Source organism: Streptomyces sp. V4I8 (assembly GCF_041261225.1).
In the GTDB taxonomy this organism is placed as follows: domain Bacteria; phylum Actinomycetota; class Actinomycetes; order Streptomycetales; family Streptomycetaceae; genus Streptomyces.
Genome location: NZ_JBGCCN010000001.1, coordinates 823560 through 844058, shown reverse-complemented (window position 1 = coordinate 844058; position 20499 = coordinate 823560). Strand labels below are relative to the sequence as shown.

The window sequence follows — 20499 nt, the reverse complement described above, 5'->3', positions numbered from 1 at the left end:
ACTCCGGCGGGGCGCGTCCACGGGCCGGGCCCCGTGCGACGAGGAAGGATGCGCATGCCGACTCCCGGGCGCCGTACCGCCGTCACGCTCCTCGACGTACTGCTGCACGCCGCACAGGAGTCACCCGGCCAGGTCGTCGTGCATGTCCGGGGAGACGGCAGCGAACGCACCGTCACCTTCGCCGAGCTCCGCGAGGACGCGCTGCGCGTGGCGGGTGGGCTGCGGGAGGCGGGACTGGAGCCCGGCACGCCCGTGCCTCTCCTCGCGGATCGCGGCGAGGATTTCCAGCCGATGTTCTGGGGAGCGCTGGCGGCGGGGCTCGTGCCCGTGCCGCTCGCCCCGGAGGCGCGTCGGGTGGGGCCGGTGTGGGAGTTCCTCGACAGGCCCGCCGTGGTCGTGGACGACATCACCGAAGTCCTGGTCGGTGACATCCCGGGACCGGTGCGCGCCCTGCGGCTGGACGTGCTGCGCGCCGGCCGTCCCTTGCGCGCGCTGCCCCGCCGAGGGCCCCAGGACCTCGCGTTCCTCCAGTTCTCCTCCGGCAGCACCGGTGCCCCGAAGGGCGTGGAACTCACCCACGAGGCCGTGCTCGCCAACCTCCGCCAGATCCGCGCCGCCATGGCGATCACGCCGGACGACGTGGTGGCGAGCTGGATGCCGTACTTCCACGACATGGGGCTGATAGGCACCCACCTCGTGCCCATGGCGGCACGGGTGAAGCAGGTGCGGCTGGAACCGCTGACCTTCGCCAAGCGCCCGGCGCGCTGGCTCGAAGCGGTGGACCGGCACCGGGCCACCCTGCTGTCGGCGGCGAACTTCGCGCTGGCCCTGGCGGCACGGCGGGTGCCGGACGGCACCTGGGCCGAACTGGACCTGAGATGCGTACGCCTGATGCTCGTCGGCGCCGAGCCGATCGCACCGCGCGTGTGGCGGGAGTTCGGCGCCAAGGCGGGGGCGGCAGGGCTGGACGCCACGGCCATGCTCCCCGTGTACGGACTGGCCGAGGCCACACTCGCCGTGACCGTGCCCCCGCTCGGGGAGATCGCCGCGCCCCTGCGACTCGACCGGAAGGCGCTCAGCCGGGGCCGGGCCGTTCCCACCGAACCGGGCCCGGACGCCGTCGAACTGATGGATGTCGGCCGTCCCGTCCCGGACTGCGAACTCCGGGTGACCGACGACTCCGGGAAACCGCTCGACGACCGGCGTGTCGGCCACATCGAGGTACGCGGACCTCAGGTGGCCCGCGGCTATCACCGCGCCCCCGAGGCGAGCGCGGCCGCGTTCTCCGGCGGCTGGCTGCGCACGGGCGACCTCGGCTTCCTGAACGAGGGCCGGCTGTGCGTCACCGGCCGCCACAAGGACGTCGTCTTCGTCGGCGGCCGTACCTTCCACGCACCCGACCTGGAGGAGACCGTCGCCGACACGCCGGGCCTGCCCCGGGGGACGGTGGCGGCCATCGGGTCCACCGATCCCGGCACCGGCGGCGATCGCGTGGTGGTGTTCGTGCAGTGGGCACGGCCCGCCCCGGCCACGGCCCTCCCGGTGCTCGACGCGGCGGCGGCCCGGGTCCGCGAGGCACTGGGGCATGACGACGTACGGGTGCTGCCGCTGCCGCCGGGGGCGTTTCCCCGGACGACCAGCGGCAAGCTGCGGCGGGCGCTGATGCGCGAGCGGTTCGAGGCGGGTGCCTACGCTGCCGTCGAGGAGCGGTTGGCCGCCGCGCGGGCCGGGGGGTCGTCGACCGCCCGGCGGGGGGAGCGTGGTCCGCAGGGGGAGGCGCCGCGCTCGCTGCGTGAAGTCGAGGAAGCGATCCGGGAGATCTGGGCCCAGGCCCTGGGCATCTCCCCGGCGGCCATCGACCGGGACGACCACTTCTTCGCCCTCGGAGGTTCCTCACTGAAGGCGATGGCGGTGCTCGCGGGCATCGAGGACGCGTTCTCCGTCACGGTGGAGCCCCGGGTCCTGCGCGACCATCACACGGTCGCCGCGCTGGCCGGGCATGTGCTGGCCCTGATGGGGGATGTCGACGGAGCGCCCGAGGCGACGCGGGTCTCGATGCCGGCCGGCGAGCGCGCGGGGAACGGACCAGTGGCCGTACTCGGCATGGCCTGCCGTTTCCCCGGTGCGGAGACCCCCGAGGCCTTCTGGGAACTGCTCCTCTCCGGCCGGGACACGGTGAGTCCCGTACCCGACGACCGATGGGACGCCGCCGCCGAATTCTTCGGCTCCTTCCTCCCCGACCCCGCGGCCTTCGACGCCGCCTGCTTCGGCATGGACGACGAGGAGGCCCGTGCGACCGACCCCCAGGCACGGATGTTCCTGGAGCTGGCCCACGAGGCCCTGGAACGCGCGGGATACGCGGGTCCGCGCCGGACCGGCCGCAGGATCGGCGTGTTCGCCGCCGTCGGCGACAGCGGATACCGCGAGATCCTGGCCGCCGCCGCGGGCGGCGATCTGGCCGCTCACCCCGGCGCGCTCACCGGCAACCTGCCCAACCTGATCGCCGCCCGCCTCTCCCAGGCGCTCGACCTCGACGGCCCCGCCCTGGCGGTGGACACCGCCTGCTCCTCGGCGCTCGTCGCGCTCCACCTGGCGCGGCGCAGCCTCCAGAGCGGCGAGTGCGACATCGCCGTGGTCGGCGGCGTCCAGCTCGCCCTCACCCCGACCGGGCACCGGCTGCTCGCACGCGCGGGCGCCCTGTCCCCGACGGGCGGCAGCCGGCCCTTCGGTGCCGCCGCCGACGGAATCGTGCCGGGGGAGGGCGGAGCGACCCTCGTCCTCACCCGCCTGGAGGACGCGCGGGGGAACGGAGATCCGGTACTCGCCCTGGTCCGAGGCACCGCGGTCAACAACGACGGGCGTTCGCTGAGCCTGCTCGCCCCCAACCCGCGCACCCAGCGTGAGGTCATCACCCAGGCGTACGGCGAGTGCGGCATCGACCCCGACACGGTGTCGTACGTCGAGGCACACGGCACCGGCACGCCGGTCGGTGACCCCGTCGAGGCACAGTCGCTCGGGCACGCCTTCCCGCCCCGCCCGGACGGGACCCCGCGCCTGCTCGGCTCGGTCAAGGCGAACATCGGACACCTGCTCAACGCGGCCGGCATGCCGAGCCTGGTCAAGACGGTCCTGGCGCTCCAGCACCGCAAGGTCCCGCCCACCCCGAACAGCACCCCGTCCGCGCCGTACCTGGAACGCGTCGCGCCCGGCTTCGAACTCGTCACCGAGCAGCGGGACTGGCGGGCCCCCGGGCCCCTGATCGCGGGCGTCAACGCCTTCGGCTTCGGCGGCACCAACGCCCACGCCGTCCTGGAGGAGCCCCCGGGACGGACGACCTCCGCGACCCCGCCTCCTGCCCACGGCCCCCACCTGCTCACGCTGTCGGCCCGCGGCGCCGACGCCCTGCGAGCGGCCGCCGCTGACCTGGCCACGTATGTGCGCACGCACCCGGACGCGCACGAGGCGGACGTCTGCGCCACGGTGAACACCGCGCGCGACGACGGTCCGTACCGACTCGCCGTGATCGCCGACTGCGACCTGGCGGACCGCCTCGACGCCGCCCGCACGGCCGACCTCACGCCCGTCCGGTCCCGCCCCCGGACGGTGTTCCTGCTACCGGGGCAGGGAGCCCAGCGACCCGGCCAAGGGCGCGCCCTGTACGCGTCCGCGCCGGTGTTCCGGGATGTCCTGGACGAGGCGTCCTCGCTGACCGGGCCCATACGCGGGCGCTCGCTCGCCGAGTGGTGCCTAGATCCCGGCATGGATCCCGACGAGTTGGCCAGGACCGAGGTCGCCCAGCCGCTGCTCGTCGCGTCCGGTGTGGGGCTCGCCCGCCAGCTGGCGGAGTGGGGCGTGTCGGCCGACGCGGTCGCCGGGCACAGCGTGGGCGAGATCGCGGCCGCGTGTGTCGCCGGTTCGCTCACCCTGGACGAGGCGGTGGGGTTCGCCGCGGAGCGCGGGCGGCTGGTGGCCCAACTGGCCCTCCCCGGAGCCATGGCCGCCGTCCGGGGCGACGAGGACACCGTCGCCGAGCTCGTCTCCGCATCCGGCGGTTCGCTGAGCGTCGCTGCCGTCAACGGGCCCGCGCAGGTGGTGATTTCGGGCACGGAGGACGCCGTCGGTCGCGCCCTCGCGGAACTGGCGAGACGTGGCGTGGCCGCCCGCGGACTCCGGGTGTCCCATGCCTTCCACTCACCGCTGCTGGAGCCGGTCCTCGACCCGCTGCGGGACGCCGCGAAGGCGCTGACCGTCAAACCCGCGGCCGTACACATGCTGAGCACGGTCACCGGCGAGTGGCAGCCCGGCCTGACGCCCGCGTACTGGCAGGCGCACGCAGTCCAGCCGGTGCGGTTCGGCGCGGCCGTGACGAGGCTTCTCGACGACGGCTACGACACTTTCGTCGAGCTGGGCCCGGGGAACACCCTGGGCGGGGCCGTCCGCGCGGTCGCGAGCGCGCAAGGCGCCGTGAACGTGGGGGTGTTGACCACGGGACGTCCCTCGACGACCGGCCCTGACGCGGACGCCGAGGGAGCACGGACCCTTCTGGAGACGGCCGGCCGGCTGTGGGCACGCGGCACGGCCCTGAACCGGACGGCCCCGGCCGCCGGTCGGCCGAGGGGGCCGGTGCCGACGTATGCCTTCCAGCGCACCCGTCACTGGCCGCACAAGTCCGGCCCCGTGGCTGTGGTGCGGCGAGTCGACTGGAGGGAGGCGCCGCTCACGCCTGGCGACGGGCCCGGCGTCGTTCGGCTGCTCGGCGGCGACCGGGCACTGGGCCTCGCGCTGGGCGAGCGCCTCGCCGGTCGTGGTGTGACGGTCCTCCTGGACGACACCGCTCAAGGGCGGGTCGCGACGCCGGCGGACACAGTCGTGTGGCTGGGAGGGGACGACGCCCGGCACGACCTGGAGGCCGCCGCCAAGGCCACCGTCACCTCCCTGCGCCATGCCCTCGGCCAACTCCCTGCCGACTGCTCCCGCCTGCTGGTGGTCACCGAGGACGCCTACGTCACCGGCGCGCCGACGGAACGGACGAGCCCTGCGCAGGCACTCCGGCACGGCTTCGCACTGGCACTCCCGGAGGAGCACCCAGGTCTGGCCGCCCGCGGCGTCGACCTGTCCTCCGGCGACGCGCTCACCGTGCGGGTCGACGCCCTGGAACGGGAGTTGTACTCGGCTCACGAGCACGGCGCCGAGGGTGCCGTCGCGTGGCGCGCCGGGCGCAGGCTCGGCCGTGCGCCCGCGGACCTGACGGACGCTCCCACCGCGCCCGGTGCCCTCCCACCGGACGGCACCTACCTGATCACCGGCGGAGCCGGAGGGCTCGGCTCCGCGCTCGCCCGTGACCTGGCCGGTCGCGGCGCCCGCGAGCTGATCCTGACCGGACGCTCCGCGAGCGTGCCCGACGAACTGCTCGCCGATCTCCGCGCCCATGGCGCCCGGGCCCGGTACCACGCGGCCGACGTGTCCGACGAGGCCGCCGTCGACGCCCTGTTCGCCACCCTGCCCCCGCTGGACGGGGTCTTCCACGCCGCCGGTACGGTCCGGCCCGGCACCCTCCGCTCCAAGACCGACGCGGAGATCGGGCAGGTGCTCGCCGCCAAGGTGCGCGGGACGGTGCTGCTCGCCGACGCCCTGCGCCGACACGGCCAGGAACCGGCCGTACGCGTCGCCTTCTCCTCCGTCTCCTCGGTACTGCCCGGCCTCGCCGGCGCGCTCGGCGACTACGCGGCGGCCAACGCCTTCCTGGACGCCTTCACCGCCGCCGAGCGCGCGGCGGGCCGGCCCTGGCAGTCGATCGGGTTCGGCCCTGTCGCCGACGCGGGACTGGCCGCCGGGCCACCGGCCGAGGCCCGGCTGCGCGCCCGCGGACTGAGTCCCCTGACCACGCGGGCCGCGATCGCGGGGCTGCGGACGGCCATCTCCACCGGTGCCGCGCACGTGCTGGTGAGCTCCCCGGAGACGCCCGCGACGGCGGCCGTCGCGCCCGACAGCGCGCCCGACAGCGCGCCCGACAGCGCGCCGGACAGCCCGTCCGCCGCGACTCCTCCCTCGCCGCCCGCCGCCGGCACCCAGACCGACCCGGTCCGTACGGCCGCCCTGATCCGCCGCCTGCTGGCCGAGGCCCTGCACCGGGCACCCGAGGAGATCGGCGACGACGAGCAGTTCCTCAGCCTCGGGCTGGACTCGCTGACCGCCGTCGACCTCGCGCGCCGCCTGGAGACGGAACTCGGGCTGCCCCTGCCCGCCACCCTGCTCTTCGAGTACCGAACGATCGGCGAACTGACCACCCATCTCGGCGCACAGAGCCCGCGAGCAGCCCACGCGCCCGCCACCGTGCACCGCGGCCCGGCGCACCTGCCCCGCCCCCTCACCCCCCTCCAGCGCGCGTTCCTCACCACCGAGGCGCTGTACGGCGGCGTCACCGCCTACGGCTACATACGCCAGACCATCCACGGCCCCCTCGACCCCGGCCTCCTCGGCCGGGCGCTCGCCCACCTCGCCGCCCGCCACCCGATGCTGCGCCTGCGGATCACCGGGGCCGGCACACCGCCGAGCCAGTACACCGCGCCCGCCGAGCCCACCGGCCGGGCGCCCCGCTGGTACGAGGTCCACCAGCCGGACGGCACCACGCCACCAGCCCTGCCGGACCTCGAACAGCGGCTGTACAACCGGCCGTTCGACCTGACCACCGAGGACCCGGTGCGTGCCGTCCTCGTGCCCGACCGCCGGGACGCGCACCTCGCCCACCTGCTGCTGGTCGTGCACCACAGCGCCGCGGACGGCTTCAGCCTCAAGGTGCTGTGCGAGGAACTCTGGTCGTTCTACACCGCACTCGCCCACGGCCGCCCACCCGAACTCCCGGACCCCCGCTCCGAGTTCGCCGACTACGCGGCACTCGTCACGACCGACCGTGAGTCCCCTGCCTTCATCCGGGACCAGCGATACTGGCGTGACCGCATCGCGGAGCACACCGCGGCGGCCACGGCCGGCGCACTGCCGTACGACGGCGACCCGGAAGCCCTCACGGCGCCGCCGCTCACCCACCACCAGACGACCGTCGACACCTCGCTCACGGCGGCGCTGCGCGCGGTGGCCGCCCGGCACGAAGTCTCCCTCTTCCACCTGCTCCTCGCGGTGTACGGCCGTTGCCTGGCCCGCTGGAGCGGACAGCGGGCCGTCGCCGTGAACGTGGCGCGTGCCCGCCGGGAGGCGCCCCTACCCGGGATCGACCGCCTGGTGGGACCGCTCGCCGACACCCTGCCGGTGTTCGCCGTCGTCGACCCCGACGAGCCCGTGACCGTACTGGCCCGGCGGTTGCGGCGGATCTGGCGCGAGGCGGAGTCCCACGCGACGCTCGCCAGTCCCGACCTCGCCGCGCTGCTGCCCACCACCGGCCCCGCCCCGCGTACGGTCGCCCCGGCCGGGTTCAGCTTCGCCCGCTTCCCCGTGAGCCACGGCCGGGACTGGCCGGTCACCGTGACCCCGACCGCCGCGGCCACCGCGTCCGCCGCGACCCGGCTCGGACTGCTGTGCTGGGAATCGGACGCGACCCTGAACTTCTCCTGGAACCACCCCGCGCACCTCTTCCGACGCGAGACCGTCGAACGCCTCGCGGGGGAGTACGTGACGGAACTACGGGCCACGGCCGAGCAGTCCGCCCTTCCCCGGAGCGCCGAGGGCGCCGGCGGGATCGTCGGCCGCCTCCGTGCCCGGTTCCGAGCCGCCGCGGGGGCCGTGGCGGTCGACACCGGCGGTACCACGCTCACCTACGCCGAACTCGACGCCGCCTCCGACACCCTCGCCGCCCGACTGCGAGCGAGTGGGGTACGCCCCGGCGACCTGGTCGGCCTGCTGACCGAACCGGGCGCGGACACCGTGGTCGGCGTCGTGGGCATCCTCCGGGCGGGCGCCGGCTGGGTGCCCCTGGACGCGACCCACCCCGTGGCCCGGGTGCGGGACCAGCTGGCACGCACGGGGGTCGGCGTGGTGGTCTGCCACACCGCGACCCGCGAGGCCGTCACCGCGCTGGACGGGATCACACCGGTCGCCGTCGACGAACGGCCCTCAGCCGCGCCGCCCGTGACCGACGATCCGCCCGCCGACCTCGACCCCGATACCGACTCCGCCCCCAACCCTGACGCCATCGCCTACGTGATCTTCACTTCGGGGTCCACGGGCCGCCCCAAGGCCGTCCCGATCACCCACCGATCCATGCTCAACTACCTCGACTGGTCGCTGGACACCTTCGGTTACCGCCCCGGGGACCGCCTCGTGCAGACGGCGTCCGTCTGCTTCGACGCCTCCGTACGGCAACTGCTGGCACCGCTGCTGGCCGGCGCCACCGTCCACACTCTCACCCGGGACCACCTACGGGACCCCGAGGCGCTCCTCGAACGGATCGTCAACGACCGGATCACGGTGTGGAGTTCGGTGCCGACGCTGTGGGAGCGGCTGCTGACCGCCGCCGAGACCCGGGCCAGGCGGGAGGGGACACCACCGGACCTCTCCGCACTGCGCTGGGTCCATGTCGGCGGCGAGGCACTGCCCGCCGCCCACGTACGGCGATGGTTCGACCTGGTCGACGGATGCGGGGGACCGGAGCACAGGATCTCCAACCTCTACGGGCCCACCGAGTCCACCATCAACGCCACCTGTCACATCATCGACACCCGGCCGGCCGACGACGTACGGCAGTTGCCCATCGGCCGGCCGGTGGCCGGTACCGAACTGGCCGTCGTCACCGGGGAGGGTCGTCCCTGCGCGCCCGGCGAGGCCGGTGAACTGCTCATCGCCGGAACCGGGCTGACCCCCGGATACCTCGGCGAGCCGCAGCTCACCTCCCAGGCTTTCGTCGAGCGTGACGGCCTGCGCTGGTACCGCAGCGGAGACCGGGTCCGCCGACTGCCGGACGGCGAACTGGAGTTCCTCGGCCGCCTGGACGACCAGGTCAAGGTCCGCGGCCACCGGGTGGAACTCGGCGAGGTCGAGGCCGCGCTGCTCACCCACCCGGACATCGCCCGCGCCGCCGTACTGCTCGTCGAAGGACGCCTGGTGGCGTACGCCGAACCCCGGACCGGCTCGGCCGAACCGGACCCGCGTGAGGTGCGAGCCTTCCTGTCCCGTGTGCTGCCGCCCTACATGCTGCCCGGACGCATCCGCTGGATCGCCGCGATCCCGCTGACCGGCACGGGCAAGATCGACCGCAAGCTGCTGGCCGACCGGTTCGACCCCGGGCAAGGCGACACAGACCGAGGCGATTCCAGCCCGGGCGACCCCGCCCATGAGCCTCCGCAGGCCGGCCCCGGAGCCCCGCCCGCCACCCCGACCGAACGCACCCTGGCCCGTATCTGGTCGGCCCTGCTGGACGTACCGGACGTCACCCGCGACGACGACTTCTTCGGCCTCGGCGGTGACTCCATCATGGTGCTGGAACTCTTCGCCCGCCTGCGCGCGCAACTGCCCGCAGTGCCACGGCCGACCACTGTCTACACCCACCGCACGCTGAGCGCACTCGCGGCGGCCCTCGACCGTGCGGCCCTCGACAGTGCGGCCACCGACCCGTCACCCGACCCGACCCCGGACCCAGCCCCCGCGCAGCCGACGGACCCCTACCCCCTCACACCCTCCCAACGGGGCTTCCTGCTCGCCGAGACCATCGATCCGGGGGCGGGCTCGGGCTGGCTCGCCCGGTTCCGGGTGCGCGGACCGCTGCGCCATGACGTCTTCCAGCGCGCCGTCGACGTCCTGGTCGCCCGGCACCCGATGCTGCGGACCGTCTTCCCCGCGGGTGCCCGTCCGCCGGTTCAGCAGGAGCTGCCCAACTCGTTGCGCGTGCCCGTGCAGACGGAGACCCTCGCGCACCCCGACCTGCTGGAGCGGCGCATCGAGGAGGAGGCGGGGCGCCGACTGGAGCCCTGGGCCTGGCCGTTGCTGCGGCTGCGGCTGTTCACCGTGGCGCCTGGCGAGCACGTACTCCTCGTCCACGCGCACCACCTCATCGGCGACGGCTTCAGCGCCGCCCTCCTCGCCGGGGAACTGCGCACCGTCTACGACCGCCTCGACCGCGGTCTGCCGCACGGCCTGCCACCGCTCGACAGCACCTTCCGCGACCACGTGGCCCGGTCCGCCGCGCGCCCACGACCGGACGGACCCGAGGCCGAGGAGTACCGCACCCGCCTCCGCGCGCCCTACACACAGCCCGCGCTGCGCCGACCGGCCACCCGGGAGACCCCTGATACCCAACCGCCGTTCCACAGCACGGGTTTCACCCTGGACGCCGCCACGACCGGGGAGCTGCGCCGACTCGCCCGAGCAGCACACCGCACCCTGTACGCGCCGCTGCTCACCGCGTACTACCGCGCCCTCGCCGAACTCACCGGACAGCGCGACCTGATGCTCGGCCTCGCCGTCACCGGACGCGAGGAGTCCACGCCGGACGCACGCCGGCTGTTCGGCCCGTTCGCGGAAGCGGTGGCGCTGCGCCCGGCCCCTACCGGAGGCACCGGAGCCGACCGACCGGCCTTCGCCGACGACTTGCGGAAACTTGCCGCGGAGACGGACCTGGCCAGGACCGAAGGGCCCAGCGACGTGCGCACGGCGACCGGACTGCCGTGCCACGCCCAGTTCTTCTTCACCTTCCTCGACTTCACTTCTCTCGGCACCGAGGAGGCCGGTGCCGGCCTGACCCTGCACGCCGACGAGTCCGATACCTCCCTCGCCCCGCCGCCGGTGGGCACCGATGTGTTCCTCGCCGTGCGGCCGTTGCCGGACGGCGAAGGCCTGCGCATCACCGTGCGGGCCTCGGCGGCGGCCCTCACGCCGGGCGAAGTCACCGGGTTCGCGGAGGAGATGCGCAAGCAGCTGCGGGAGGCGCTGCGCGATACCGACCCCGCCCACGAGGGCCGCCGTCGGCGCCCCCACCTCGACGCCGCGCTCGTCGGCTACCTGCCCGCCCCCCACCACCTCGCCGCCCTCGCCGGACTGCCGTACGACACCCCCGGCCTCGGCCGCGAGGAGATCCGGGCGCTTCTGTTCCCGGACGGGCGCGCCCGTCTGCTGGAGGAGACGGGCACCCCGCTGGGGAACTCCGGCTTCGTCGCCCTCCCCCTCTTCGCCGACGAACTGTCCCCGGCCGGCGATCTGGCCGTCCGCACCGCTCGGGCCGTCGAGCACGCCGCCTCCCTCGGCGCACGCTGCGTCTCGCTCGCGGGCATGATCCCCTCGCTCACCGGCTACGGCTACGACGTCCTGCGCGAGACCACGACGAGCGCGGCGATCACCACCGGGCACGCGTCGACGACCGTCGCCGTGGCCAAGACCGTCCACGCCGCACTCGAGGCGACGGGTCGCAGCCTCGGCGACCTGACTCTCGCCGTCGTCGGCTGCGGCTCGATCGGCACCTCGTCCCTACGACTGCTGCTGGCGACGGCATCCCGGCCACCGGCCCGGCTTCTGCTGTGCGACCTGCCCGGCAGCACCGAGCGACTCGAACGGCTCGCGGCGGACCTCTCGTCCGGGCATCCGGCGCTAACGGTCCAGGTCACGGAGTCGGGGCGGACGCTGCCCCCGGAGGTCTACGCGGCCGACGTGATCGTCACCGCCGTCAGCGGCGCGACGGCTCTCCTGGACGTCGACCGGCTGTGCCCCGGCACGATCGTGGTCGACGACTCCTTCCCGCACTGCTTCGACACGGCGAGCGCACTGGACCGGATGAGCCGCGACCAGGACGTGCTGCTCGTCGGAGGCGGCCTGCTGGCCCTCGAACGGACGGAGACACGGCTCAGCCAGGAGCTGCCTGCCGTGGCGAGCGCGGGATTCGCCATACGACCGCCCGGGATCCCCGGCACGTTGGCGTCGTGCCGGCTGGAGTCACTGCTCCACGCCCATCTCAGGGATTCCGGCCGGCCTCCGGGCGAACTGCCCCTGACCCACGGCCTCGTGGACCTGCCCCGCGCCCTCGCTCACTGGGACGCGGTGGAGGCCGCCGGGGTCCGGCCCGCCCCGCTGCATCTGCTCGACCGGGTCATCGTCCCGGCCGCCAACCCAGCGCCGGACCGAGCCCGGTGGCGATGTCCGTGAGGATCTGCGCATAGTCCTCGTGCTCGAAGGTGAACGGCAGCGCGAACGCCACCTCGTCCACCTCGCGGAACGCGGCGTGGGCGTGGAGGCGTTCGGCGATCTCCGCCGAGGTGCCGACGAGATCCGGCGCGAACAGCAGGCGTGCCGGACCCTGCGGTGCCGCGGTGCGCGGGGTGCGCTTCGCCACGTACTCCTCGTACCGCGCGCGCTGCCCCGGCGTCGCGGAGTCGGTGGGGATGACGACGAGACCCTGGGAGACGCGGGCGTTCTCGCCGTCGGGGTGGTGCGAACGGAAGGCTCGTATGTGCGAGAGCTGGATCTCCGCGAAGTCCGTCGATGCCGCGTCCTCGGGGCCTTCGGCCTTGACGACGCTGCTGGTCAGGAAGTTCATCCCGTGCTCACCGGCCCACCGCGCCGAACTCAGGCTGCCGCCGCCGTACCACATACGGCTGCCGAGGCCGGGGGAGTGCGGCTGCACCCGGTCGGAGAACACCTCGAATCCCTCGACTCCGCTGAAGTCCGTGGCCGGCTTGCCCCGCACGAGGTCCAGCAGCCGTCGCACCCGCTCGTAGCCGAAGTCCTCGGCGTCGGCCGTGTCGGGATAGAGCGCCTCCCGCACCCGGTCGTAGTGCATCGGCGGGCCCACGCTGACGCCCGGGTTGAGGCGGCCGCCGGACAGGAGGTCGACGGTCGCCAGGTCCTCGGCCAGCCGCAGCGGGTTCTCCCAGCCGAGCGGGATGACCGCGGTGCCGAGTTCGATGCGGCTGGTGCGCTGCGAGGCCGCCGCCAGGACGGCGACGGGGGAGGAGATGCCGTACTGCAGATGACGGTGGCGCAGCCACGCGCTGTCGAAGCCGAGCCGTTCGCCGAGCTCGATGATCTCCAGCGTGGACTCGTGGCCCCGGCGTGGATCCGCCTCGTCGAAGAGTCCGATGGTGAGGAAGCCCAGTTTGCGCAGCGGGCGTGAGGTCGGCGGCATGAACCCCTCCATCGTTGAACTTTCAATGGCGCTTACGGCAGTGCCAACTCGATCACGGGCCGTGCTGTTCCCGCCGCCCGTGATCAGTTCAAGGGGATCGTGACCTCGTCCTCGACCGGCGGGTCGACCTCCTGGGTGCGGCTGCCGGTCGCGGCGTAGCAGCGCAGGCGAACGGCTTCCGGGGTGACGTCGAGGCGCAGGAAACACTTGAAGAAGGGCGGGCTGTAGGTCGCCGAGCTCGGTGAGAACAGCTGCGTGTAGATCTTGCGCACCGGGAGGCGGAACCGTGCGGTGCGGTCGGGTCGGCGGCCGGCACCGAGCAGGCCGGCGACCAGGCGGATGCGCCAGGTGAGGCGGGCCGTGGTCTGCTGGGCCCGGGTCAGCGGGATGCCGAGCCGTTCGGCGACGACGGCCGACGCCTCGGCCTCGGTGAGGGTGAAGAAGCGGCGCAGGCGCAGGCGGCGGCCGTACAGCGTGCTGTAGAAGGCCAGGGAGTCACCGCGCAGCGGATAGCAGCGGAAGTCCTTCTCGGTGACGTTCGCGATGTCGACCCGGGGGATGGTGTGCGTGGCGTGCATGAACGCGCCGCCGCCGCCCGCGACCACGTACTGGATCGTGCGGCCGTCGACCTGGACCGGGTAGCGCTGGTAGTTGTGGATGTCACCGCCGATCGCCGCGACATAGCGGTGTGCCGGGTCGCGGACGATCTCGTCGACGGTTCCGCCGCCCTCGATCGCACAGGGGTGGTGTTCGCCGTCCACGTACAGGGGCGAGCCCGTGATGAGGATCTTCGGGCGGGGATCCTTCGACACCTCACGCAGCCAGGCGCCCTGCTCGGCGTCGATGGTCCCGAGCAGCCCGGTGTCGACGCCGACGATCCGCACCGGCCCGGCGTCGATCGCCCAGTACGGCCCCGGCTGGACGGCCTGCTGGACGGCCGCCGACCTCAACTTGGCGTGCTCTGCCAGCCGTTGGCCGTCACCCCGGCGCGGGCGGTGCCACAGCAGCGACCGCAGCCAGGCCCGGCTGAGCGGACGCGGCGCGGGCTCGGGCGTGAGGGGCGGGGCGTCGTCGCAGAAGACGCGCATGAACGCGCCGAGGTCCTCGTACCAGTCGTGGTTGCCCGGTATCGCGTAGATCGGGGCCTGGTAGTCCTGGTACGGCTGGAAGAACTTGGTGCCGTAGTCGTCGGCACTGCCGACCGGATAGATCACGTCGCTCGCGATGACCGCGAACCTCGAGTCCTGACCCGCCTTCAGAAAGCCTGGCACGACGGCGTATTGCGGATCGTCGCCCTCGCCGGTGTCGCCGATGACGAGGAAGGAGAACCGGTCCGGGTCGTCGCGCCGGATCACCTTGTCGGCGGGCGCGCCGGCGGCCGTCCGCTGCGCCACCCAACGGCTGCGGGTACGGCCCGTGGGGTCTCCGAACCAGGACGCCAGTACGCCGTTGCGGGCGGCCCACAGCATCCTGGGGTCGAGCCAGGAGATCTTCTCGACCTTGTGCGGCATCAGCCGCTTGTACGTGCCGAGTTCGGCGGCGCCCCAGCCGGCGCCTTCGGCGGTATCGCGTGAGGAGTCAGACACCCGTGCACCGTAACAATGATCTAGAGAGCGCCGAGAAGGGGACGCGCGGGCCCGGCGCGTCGCCGCGCTCCCGCTCCCGGGGTCACCACTTGGGGGCGTACGCGTCCCGGTTGGGCTGCGGTGTGCCGACGGCGGACCTGAAGTCGGGGTCACGGCCGGGCTGTTGCCCGGAGGCGCCGGTGGTCGGCCGGGGCCGCCGAGTCGTGGCCGAGCGGCCCCGCTCGCCCTCGCCGAGGACCAGAAGCGGGTCGAACATCACCACCACCCCGGCCAGCACGAGGAAGACGATCGGGCCCAGAAGCATGGGAAGCAGGAGCGAGGAGGGCGAGTCGCCCGCCCATGACGAGCCGGTCGCGCCGTGCAGGTGCACACTGACGGCGGCCATGCCCGTGTAGTGCATCCCGGACACGGCGATGCCCATGACCATGCTGGCGCCGAGGCTGGTCAGGAAGCCGCGGACGGTGACGGCGGCCCACAGCGCGGCGGTCGCGGCGACGATCGCGATCACGACGGAGAGGCCCACGGTGAGTACGTCGTACCGGATGCTGCCGTCGAGGCGTAACGCGGCCATGCCCAGATAGTGCATCGCCGCCACCCCGAGCCCGGTGATCACGCCCGCTCCGGTCAGCGCCCCCTTGCCCGCCCCCAGACAGCCCACGATGAACACGCCGATCCCGACCACGACGATCGCCACGGCGAGACTGAGGACGGTGAGCCCCGCGTCGTAACGGATCCGGGCCTCCTCGACCTGAAAGCCGATCATGGCGATGAAGTGCATCGTCCAGATGCCGCAGCCGATCGACGCGGCGCCGAGCGCCAGCCAACCGGGCCGCCATGACTGTCCGTTGAGCAGGGACCGGACGATGCACCGCAGTCCTAACGCCCCTCCCAGGCAGGCCATCAGATAGGCCGCCAGCGGGGTCACCGCACCATAGCGGAACCCGTCCACCGTGCCTTGCATAAGCCAACTCCCCCCAGAGTCCTGGCCAGTTGTGGAGCACAGGTCTACGTGTCAAGGGTGTGCAAAGCAAGCTCTTACCGCCGGTAGCAGTTGAACTCTGCATCACCGTGAGTCAACTCCGGTCACTCGGGGGCGATTTTTGGCCAGAGGGCCGCATGTGCTCAACAGCGCGTGCTACGACACGGGAACAGGCGAGTCCGGACCCGCCGCGCCCCGGCGGCCTCGAGTGGTGGCCGTCCGCAGGATGTGGCACAGATGGAGTGAGCGAGTGCGGCGGCGGACAGTGCCGCAGAGCCTCGGCGGGCAGCGGTCGGCCGGCGAGGGAAAGGGGCCGGGCATGCGGGAACTCGCGATCATCGAGGCACCGTCCGTGCTCGGCCTGCGGCCCTCCGGGGTCCAGGACCTGCCTACGGCCCTGCTCGACGCCGGTCTGCTGGACGGCCTCGCCGCGGTGCGGAGCGGCCGTGTCGAACCGCCGGACTACGACCCGACGCGGGACGCCGACACCGGGGTTCTCAACCCCCACGCCATCGCCGACTACTCCGCCCGACTGGCCGACACCGTCGGCGACGTCCTCGACACGGGCCGTTTCCCGGTCGTCCTCGGCGGGGACTGCAGCATCCTGCTCGGCAACCTCCTCGCCCTGCGCCGCCGCGGACACCGTCCCGGCCTGCTGTTCCTGGACGGTCACACCGACTTCTACCAGCCCTCGGCGGAGCCGTACGGCGAGGTGGCCTCGATGGACCTCGCCCTCGCCACGGGACGCGGCCCCCGGCTGCTCACCGACCTTGAGGGCCGGGGGCCCCTGCTGCGGGACGAGGACGTCGTGGCCTTCGGATTCCGCGATACCGAGGAGTCCGCCCAGGCCGGTATGCAGCCGCTTCCGCCCGAACTGCACGCCATGGACCTCGACGGCGTACGCGCTTCCGGTGCCGCCGCGGCGGCCCGCCTGGCGGTCGACCGCCTGGGTGGCGGCGCCGGGTTCTGGGTCCACCTGGACGTCGACGTCCTGGACGACGCGATCATGCCCGCCGTCGACTACCGCCTCCCCGGGGGGCTGAGCTGGGAAGAGCTGGAGACCGTGCTGCTCACTGCACTGGGCGACCCGGGCGACCCGGGCGACCCGGGCGGCGCGGGAGCCGTGGGACTGGACGTCACGATCTTCAACCCTCGCCTGGACCCCGACGGAACGATCGCCCGCCGACTCGCCGAGTGCCTGCGCCGAGGGCTGTCGGCGCGGGCCGGTCATGTGCAGTCGCAGTCGCCGTAGCGGGCGCGCGCTGACGCACGGGCATCGTGACGCCGGCATCCGCTCAACTCCCCTTGCTGTCAGGGCAAGTCGTCACGTCCTCGCCGGCACCGGCCGCCGCAGCAGATAGGCGGCCGCGGTCGAGACCAGGACGGTCATGCAGGCGATGAACACCAGCCCCGCGCCCTCCAGACCCATCGGCTCCGCCAGCACCCCCACCCCGATCACCGGCACCGAGATGCCCGTGTAGGCCACCACGAACAGGGTCGAGATCACTGCCGCGCGCTGCTCCGCCGGAGACGCCGCGGCGACCGAGGACAGCGCCCCACGGAAGGACAGCCCCTGTCCGACCCCGCCGACGACGGCGCTCAGCACGACCAGCGCCAGCAGGTCCGCCCACAGGGCGCCGGCGAGCAGCGCCAGCCCGGCGAGGAGCCCGGCGCAGCCCAGCGGGAGCGAGCGCCCGACCCCGACCCGGTCGACGGCCAGTTGCCCGGTGGTGGAGGCGAAGAACGCCAGTGCCACCACCAGCCCGCTGACGGCGTGGTTGCGTTCGTTCAGGGACTCGGCGAGGAACGCCGGGCTGACCGAGGTGAACACCCCGAACAGGGCGAAACCCACGAACGAGGCGGTCGCCGCCGGCCCGAACACCGACCGCACCTGCGGGGGCAGGCCGGGCCGTTGCGGCCGTACGGTGCGCAGGGACCTCCGCTCCCGTACGGTCTCCGGAAGCCACGTCAGGACGAGGGCCGCGCACGCCACCAGGGCGAGGTGCACGAGGAACGGCAGGTACAGCGGCCAGGGGGCGTACTGCGCCAGCACTCCGGCCAGCAGCGGGCCGCAGCCCAGCCCGCCCATGTTGGCGGCGGTCGCCACCAGGGTGGCCCGCGCGGCGCCACCGGGCGGCGCCAGCTCCATCACGTACGCCGTGGCGGCCCCGGTGAGCAGACCGGCGGACAGTCCCGACAGCAGCCGCCCCACGAACAGCCAGCCCGGCCCCGTCGCGCCCAGGAAGCAGACGGCACTCGCGGCCGCGAAGCCCAGGCCCCACAGAATCACCGGGCGTCTGCCCACCGTGTCCGAGGCGTTGCCCGCGAGCAGCAGCACCCCGATGACCCCGAAGGCGTACACGGCGTACACGACCGTGACCATCAGCTCCGAGAAGCCGAACTTCTGCTGGTAATGGCCGTAGAGGGGAGTCGGGAGCGTGGTGCCGGCCATGCACACGGCGAACACCGCCCCGCTGAGCACACAAGCACGCCACCCTCGGCGATCACCTTCCATGGCGCCGACGGTAACGCCGCACACCGCCCGGACCCGGGGCGGCACGCCACCGGCCGTCAGGCGTCGTACTCGTCGGGCAGCCGCATACCGGGCCCGCCGACCTGCAGCCCGAGGGGTTGCGCGCGGTCCTCCGGCTCCTCCCACACCTCCTGGCGGCCCAGGGCGGTGAGGTCGAGGTACGGGTAGCCGTTGTGGAACTCCTCGATCCCGCGGCCGAACGTGGCGTACGTGTGGAAGACCTCGTCCCCGACCCGCAGGAACGCGCTGATGCCCGGATAGTCGCCCCGCCATTCCTCCGACCACGTCGTGCCGGCCTCGGCGAGTTCGGCCTCGGAACGGAGGTTGACCTGCACCGGCGCGACCCGGTCGTCGACGGTGGCGTGGAAGTCGTAGTTGAAGTCGCTGCCGGCCGAGGAGTACCAGGGGAAGGTCCAGCCCATGCGCGCCCGGTACGCGGCGAGCTTCTCGTACGGCGCCCGGCTCACCGCGACCAGCGACGTGTTGCGGACGTGCAGCTGCCGCAGCCGGGCGGGGATCTGGTCGGCCGCGGAGGAGCAACTGCTGCACCCCGTGTCGCGGGGGTGCTCGGTGCCGTCGGCGTCGATGTCGTAGGTCCACATGAAGTGGTGCATGACCAGCTGGGGCCGCCCCTCGAACAGATCGAGCAGGCCGACCGGCCCGTCCGGGCCCTCGAAGGTGTACGGCTTGTCGACGCGGACCATCGGCAGCCGCCGCCGCGCGGCGTTGACCCGGTCACGCGCGTGCGTGAGCTCCTTCTCCCTGGCCAGCAGCTCCTTACGGGCGGCGAGCCACTCCTCGCGCGACACGACCTCCGGCAGGTTCGCCATCGAAGTCATCCGGGATCTCCCCACAGCTCTCGTGCGCCAAGGCCCTGTCCGGGCGAAGCGGGCACCCCTCCAGCTTGCGCCCGCCTCACCGGTGCCGCATATCCGGGGCGGCCCCAGGCGTACACGGGTGCGCTGTCGCGCTGTCGCGTTCGTCCAAGCGCCGTAGATCTTTGTCCATGGCCCGGATACGCCACCACGCGTGAGGGTGGCACCATGAGCGAATCCAGGGCCGGGGACACGGACTTCCTCTTACGCCGCCGCACGACCGAACGGCGTCGGATGCCGAGCGGACTCATCGCCCTGGCACTCGGCGGCTTCGGCATCGGGCTGACCGAGTTCCTGATCGCCGGGCTGCTGCCGCAGGTGGCGTCGAGTTTCGCGGTGTCCGAGGCGGCCGCCGGCCGGCTGATCTCCGGGTACGCGCTGAGTGTCGCGATCGGCGCGATCGCGCTGACCGCGGCGACGGCACGCCTGCCCAGAAAGCAGGTCCTGGTGGGGCTGGTGGCGTTGTTCGTCATCGGCAACCTGTTGTCCGCGATCGCGCCGAGCTATCCGGTGATGATGCTCGGGCGGATCGTCGCGGCGCTGTGCCATGGCTCGTTCTTCGGGATCGGCTCGCTGGTCGCGCGCGACCTGGTCGCGCCGGAGAGGAAGTCCCGCGCGGTGGCCGTGATGTTCGCCGGGCTGACCCTGGCGAACGTGCTGGGCGTGCCGTTCGGTGCGCTGGTCGGGGAGCGCTGGGGCTGGCGGGCGGCCTTCTGGGCGGTCACCGGGATCGGCGTGCTGGCGCTGGCGGGAATCGTCGCGCTCGTCCCCCACCGGACGGGCCGGGTGCCGCCGCCCACAGCCCTGGACGGCGGCTTCGGCTCCGGCCCGCTCCCGGCCGTCGGCCTGCGGGCCCAGCTCCGTGCGTTCCGGTCCTGGCAGGTCTGGCTGACCCTGACGGCCACCGCGCTCGGCTACGGCGGCATGTTCGGCGCCTTCAGCTACCTCGCCTACACCTTCACCGAGGTCGGCGGCTTCTCCTCGGCGGATGTCGCCTGGCTGCTGATGGTCTACGGCGTCGGCCTGGTCGTCGGGAACCTGGTCGGCGGGCGAGCGGCCGACCACGACCGTGACCGCACCCTGCTCCTCTCCCTGCTCGGACTCACCCTCACCCTGGCCGTGTTCGGCCTCCTGGCGGAGAGCGCCGTCGCGTCGGTGATCCTCGTGTTCCTGATGGGGGTGACCGGGTTCGCGGGCGTGCCCGGCATGATCACCCGCGTCACCGATTACGCCCACGGGGCGGCACTGGCCGCGAGCGCCAACGTGTCCGCGTCGAACGTCGGCAACGCCCTCGGCGCCTGGCTGGGCGGCCTGGCCCTCACCGCGGGCCTCGGCTACACCGCACCCCTGTACGTCGGCGCCGGGATCGTCCTGGCCTCGCTCCTCGTCATGTCCGTCGCCGCACACCGAGCCAGGTCCACCGCTGACCCGTCCACGACTGCCTTGCCCGGTCATGGCCGATGACCGTC

General features: G+C 73.4%; 8 protein-coding genes. 3 read left to right on the top strand and 5 right to left on the bottom strand.

Features of this window, described 5'->3' with window-relative positions; translation table 11 throughout:
• Positions 1 to 54: 54 nt before the first annotated feature.
• Positions 55 to 12078 carry an amino acid adenylation domain-containing protein gene (locus ABIE67_RS03865; protein WP_370253141.1) on the top strand — a complete coding sequence of 4008 codons (12024 nt, stop codon included), beginning with the start codon at positions 55 to 57 and terminating at the stop codon, positions 12076 to 12078.
• On the opposite strand, the gene ABIE67_RS03860 is transcribed toward ABIE67_RS03865, so the two are convergent.
• From ABIE67_RS03860 to ABIE67_RS03850, 3 genes are all read right to left on the bottom strand, one after another.
• Positions 12023 to 13057 (bottom strand): LLM class flavin-dependent oxidoreductase, encoded by a 1035-nt coding sequence (locus tag ABIE67_RS03860; RefSeq protein ID WP_370253138.1) that lies wholly within the window; start codon positions 13055 to 13057, stop codon positions 12023 to 12025. The genes ABIE67_RS03865 and ABIE67_RS03860 overlap by 56 nt on opposite strands.
• A gap of 83 nt (positions 13058 to 13140) precedes the next feature.
• Positions 13141 to 14643, bottom strand: coding sequence for a metallophosphoesterase (locus tag ABIE67_RS03855; RefSeq protein WP_370253135.1), 1503 nt, complete (start codon positions 14641 to 14643; stop codon positions 13141 to 13143).
• A gap of 82 nt (positions 14644 to 14725) precedes the next feature.
• Positions 14726 to 15604 carry an MHYT domain-containing protein gene (locus ABIE67_RS03850; RefSeq protein ID WP_370253131.1) on the bottom strand — a complete coding sequence of 293 codons (879 nt, stop codon included), beginning with the start codon at positions 15602 to 15604 and terminating at the stop codon, positions 14726 to 14728.
• A 337-nt stretch (positions 15605 to 15941) separates the two neighbouring features.
• On the opposite strand from ABIE67_RS03850, the gene ABIE67_RS03845 reads away from it, so the two are divergent.
• Positions 15942 to 16874 (top strand): arginase family protein, encoded by a 933-nt coding sequence (locus ABIE67_RS03845; RefSeq protein ID WP_370253128.1) that lies wholly within the window; start codon positions 15942 to 15944, stop codon positions 16872 to 16874.
• 72 nt (positions 16875 to 16946) lie between these two features.
• On the opposite strand, the gene ABIE67_RS03840 is transcribed toward ABIE67_RS03845, so the two are convergent.
• Complete coding sequence (locus ABIE67_RS03840) at positions 16947 to 18137, bottom strand: MFS transporter (RefSeq protein ID WP_370253126.1); 1191 nt, start codon at positions 18135 to 18137, stop codon at positions 16947 to 16949.
• A 56-nt stretch (positions 18138 to 18193) separates the two neighbouring features.
• Positions 18194 to 18994, bottom strand: coding sequence for a DUF899 domain-containing protein (locus tag ABIE67_RS03835; RefSeq protein ID WP_370253123.1), 801 nt, complete (start codon positions 18992 to 18994; stop codon positions 18194 to 18196).
• A 270-nt stretch (positions 18995 to 19264) separates the two neighbouring features.
• On the opposite strand from ABIE67_RS03835, the gene ABIE67_RS03830 reads away from it, so the two are divergent.
• The gene (locus tag ABIE67_RS03830) at positions 19265 to 20494 is read left to right on the top strand and encodes an MFS transporter (protein ID WP_370268131.1); all 1230 of its coding nucleotides are present in this window, start codon (positions 19265 to 19267) and stop codon (positions 20492 to 20494) included.
• The last annotated feature ends 5 nt before the right edge of the window (positions 20495 to 20499 follow it).

What these genes read in the sequence shown, in the direction of transcription:
- ABIE67_RS03860 (WP_370253138.1), bottom strand. Translation starts at nt 13,057, where the DNA reads ATGCCGCCGACCTCACGCCCGCTGCGCAAACTGGGCTTCCTCACCATC.
- ABIE67_RS03835 (WP_370253123.1), bottom strand. Translation starts at nt 18,994, where the DNA reads ATGACTTCGATGGCGAACCTGCCGGAGGTCGTGTCGCGCGAGGAGTGG.
- ABIE67_RS03830 (WP_370268131.1), top strand. Translation starts at nt 19,265, where the DNA reads ATGCCGAGCGGACTCATCGCCCTGGCACTCGGCGGCTTCGGCATCGGG.
- ABIE67_RS03840 (WP_370253126.1), bottom strand. Translation starts at nt 18,137, where the DNA reads ATGGAAGGTGATCGCCGAGGGTGGCGTGCTTGTGTGCTCAGCGGGGCG.
- ABIE67_RS03850 (WP_370253131.1), bottom strand. Translation starts at nt 15,604, where the DNA reads ATGCAAGGCACGGTGGACGGGTTCCGCTATGGTGCGGTGACCCCGCTG.
- ABIE67_RS03865 (WP_370253141.1), top strand. Translation starts at nt 55, where the DNA reads ATGCCGACTCCCGGGCGCCGTACCGCCGTCACGCTCCTCGACGTACTG.
- ABIE67_RS03845 (WP_370253128.1), top strand. Translation starts at nt 15,942, where the DNA reads ATGCGGGAACTCGCGATCATCGAGGCACCGTCCGTGCTCGGCCTGCGG.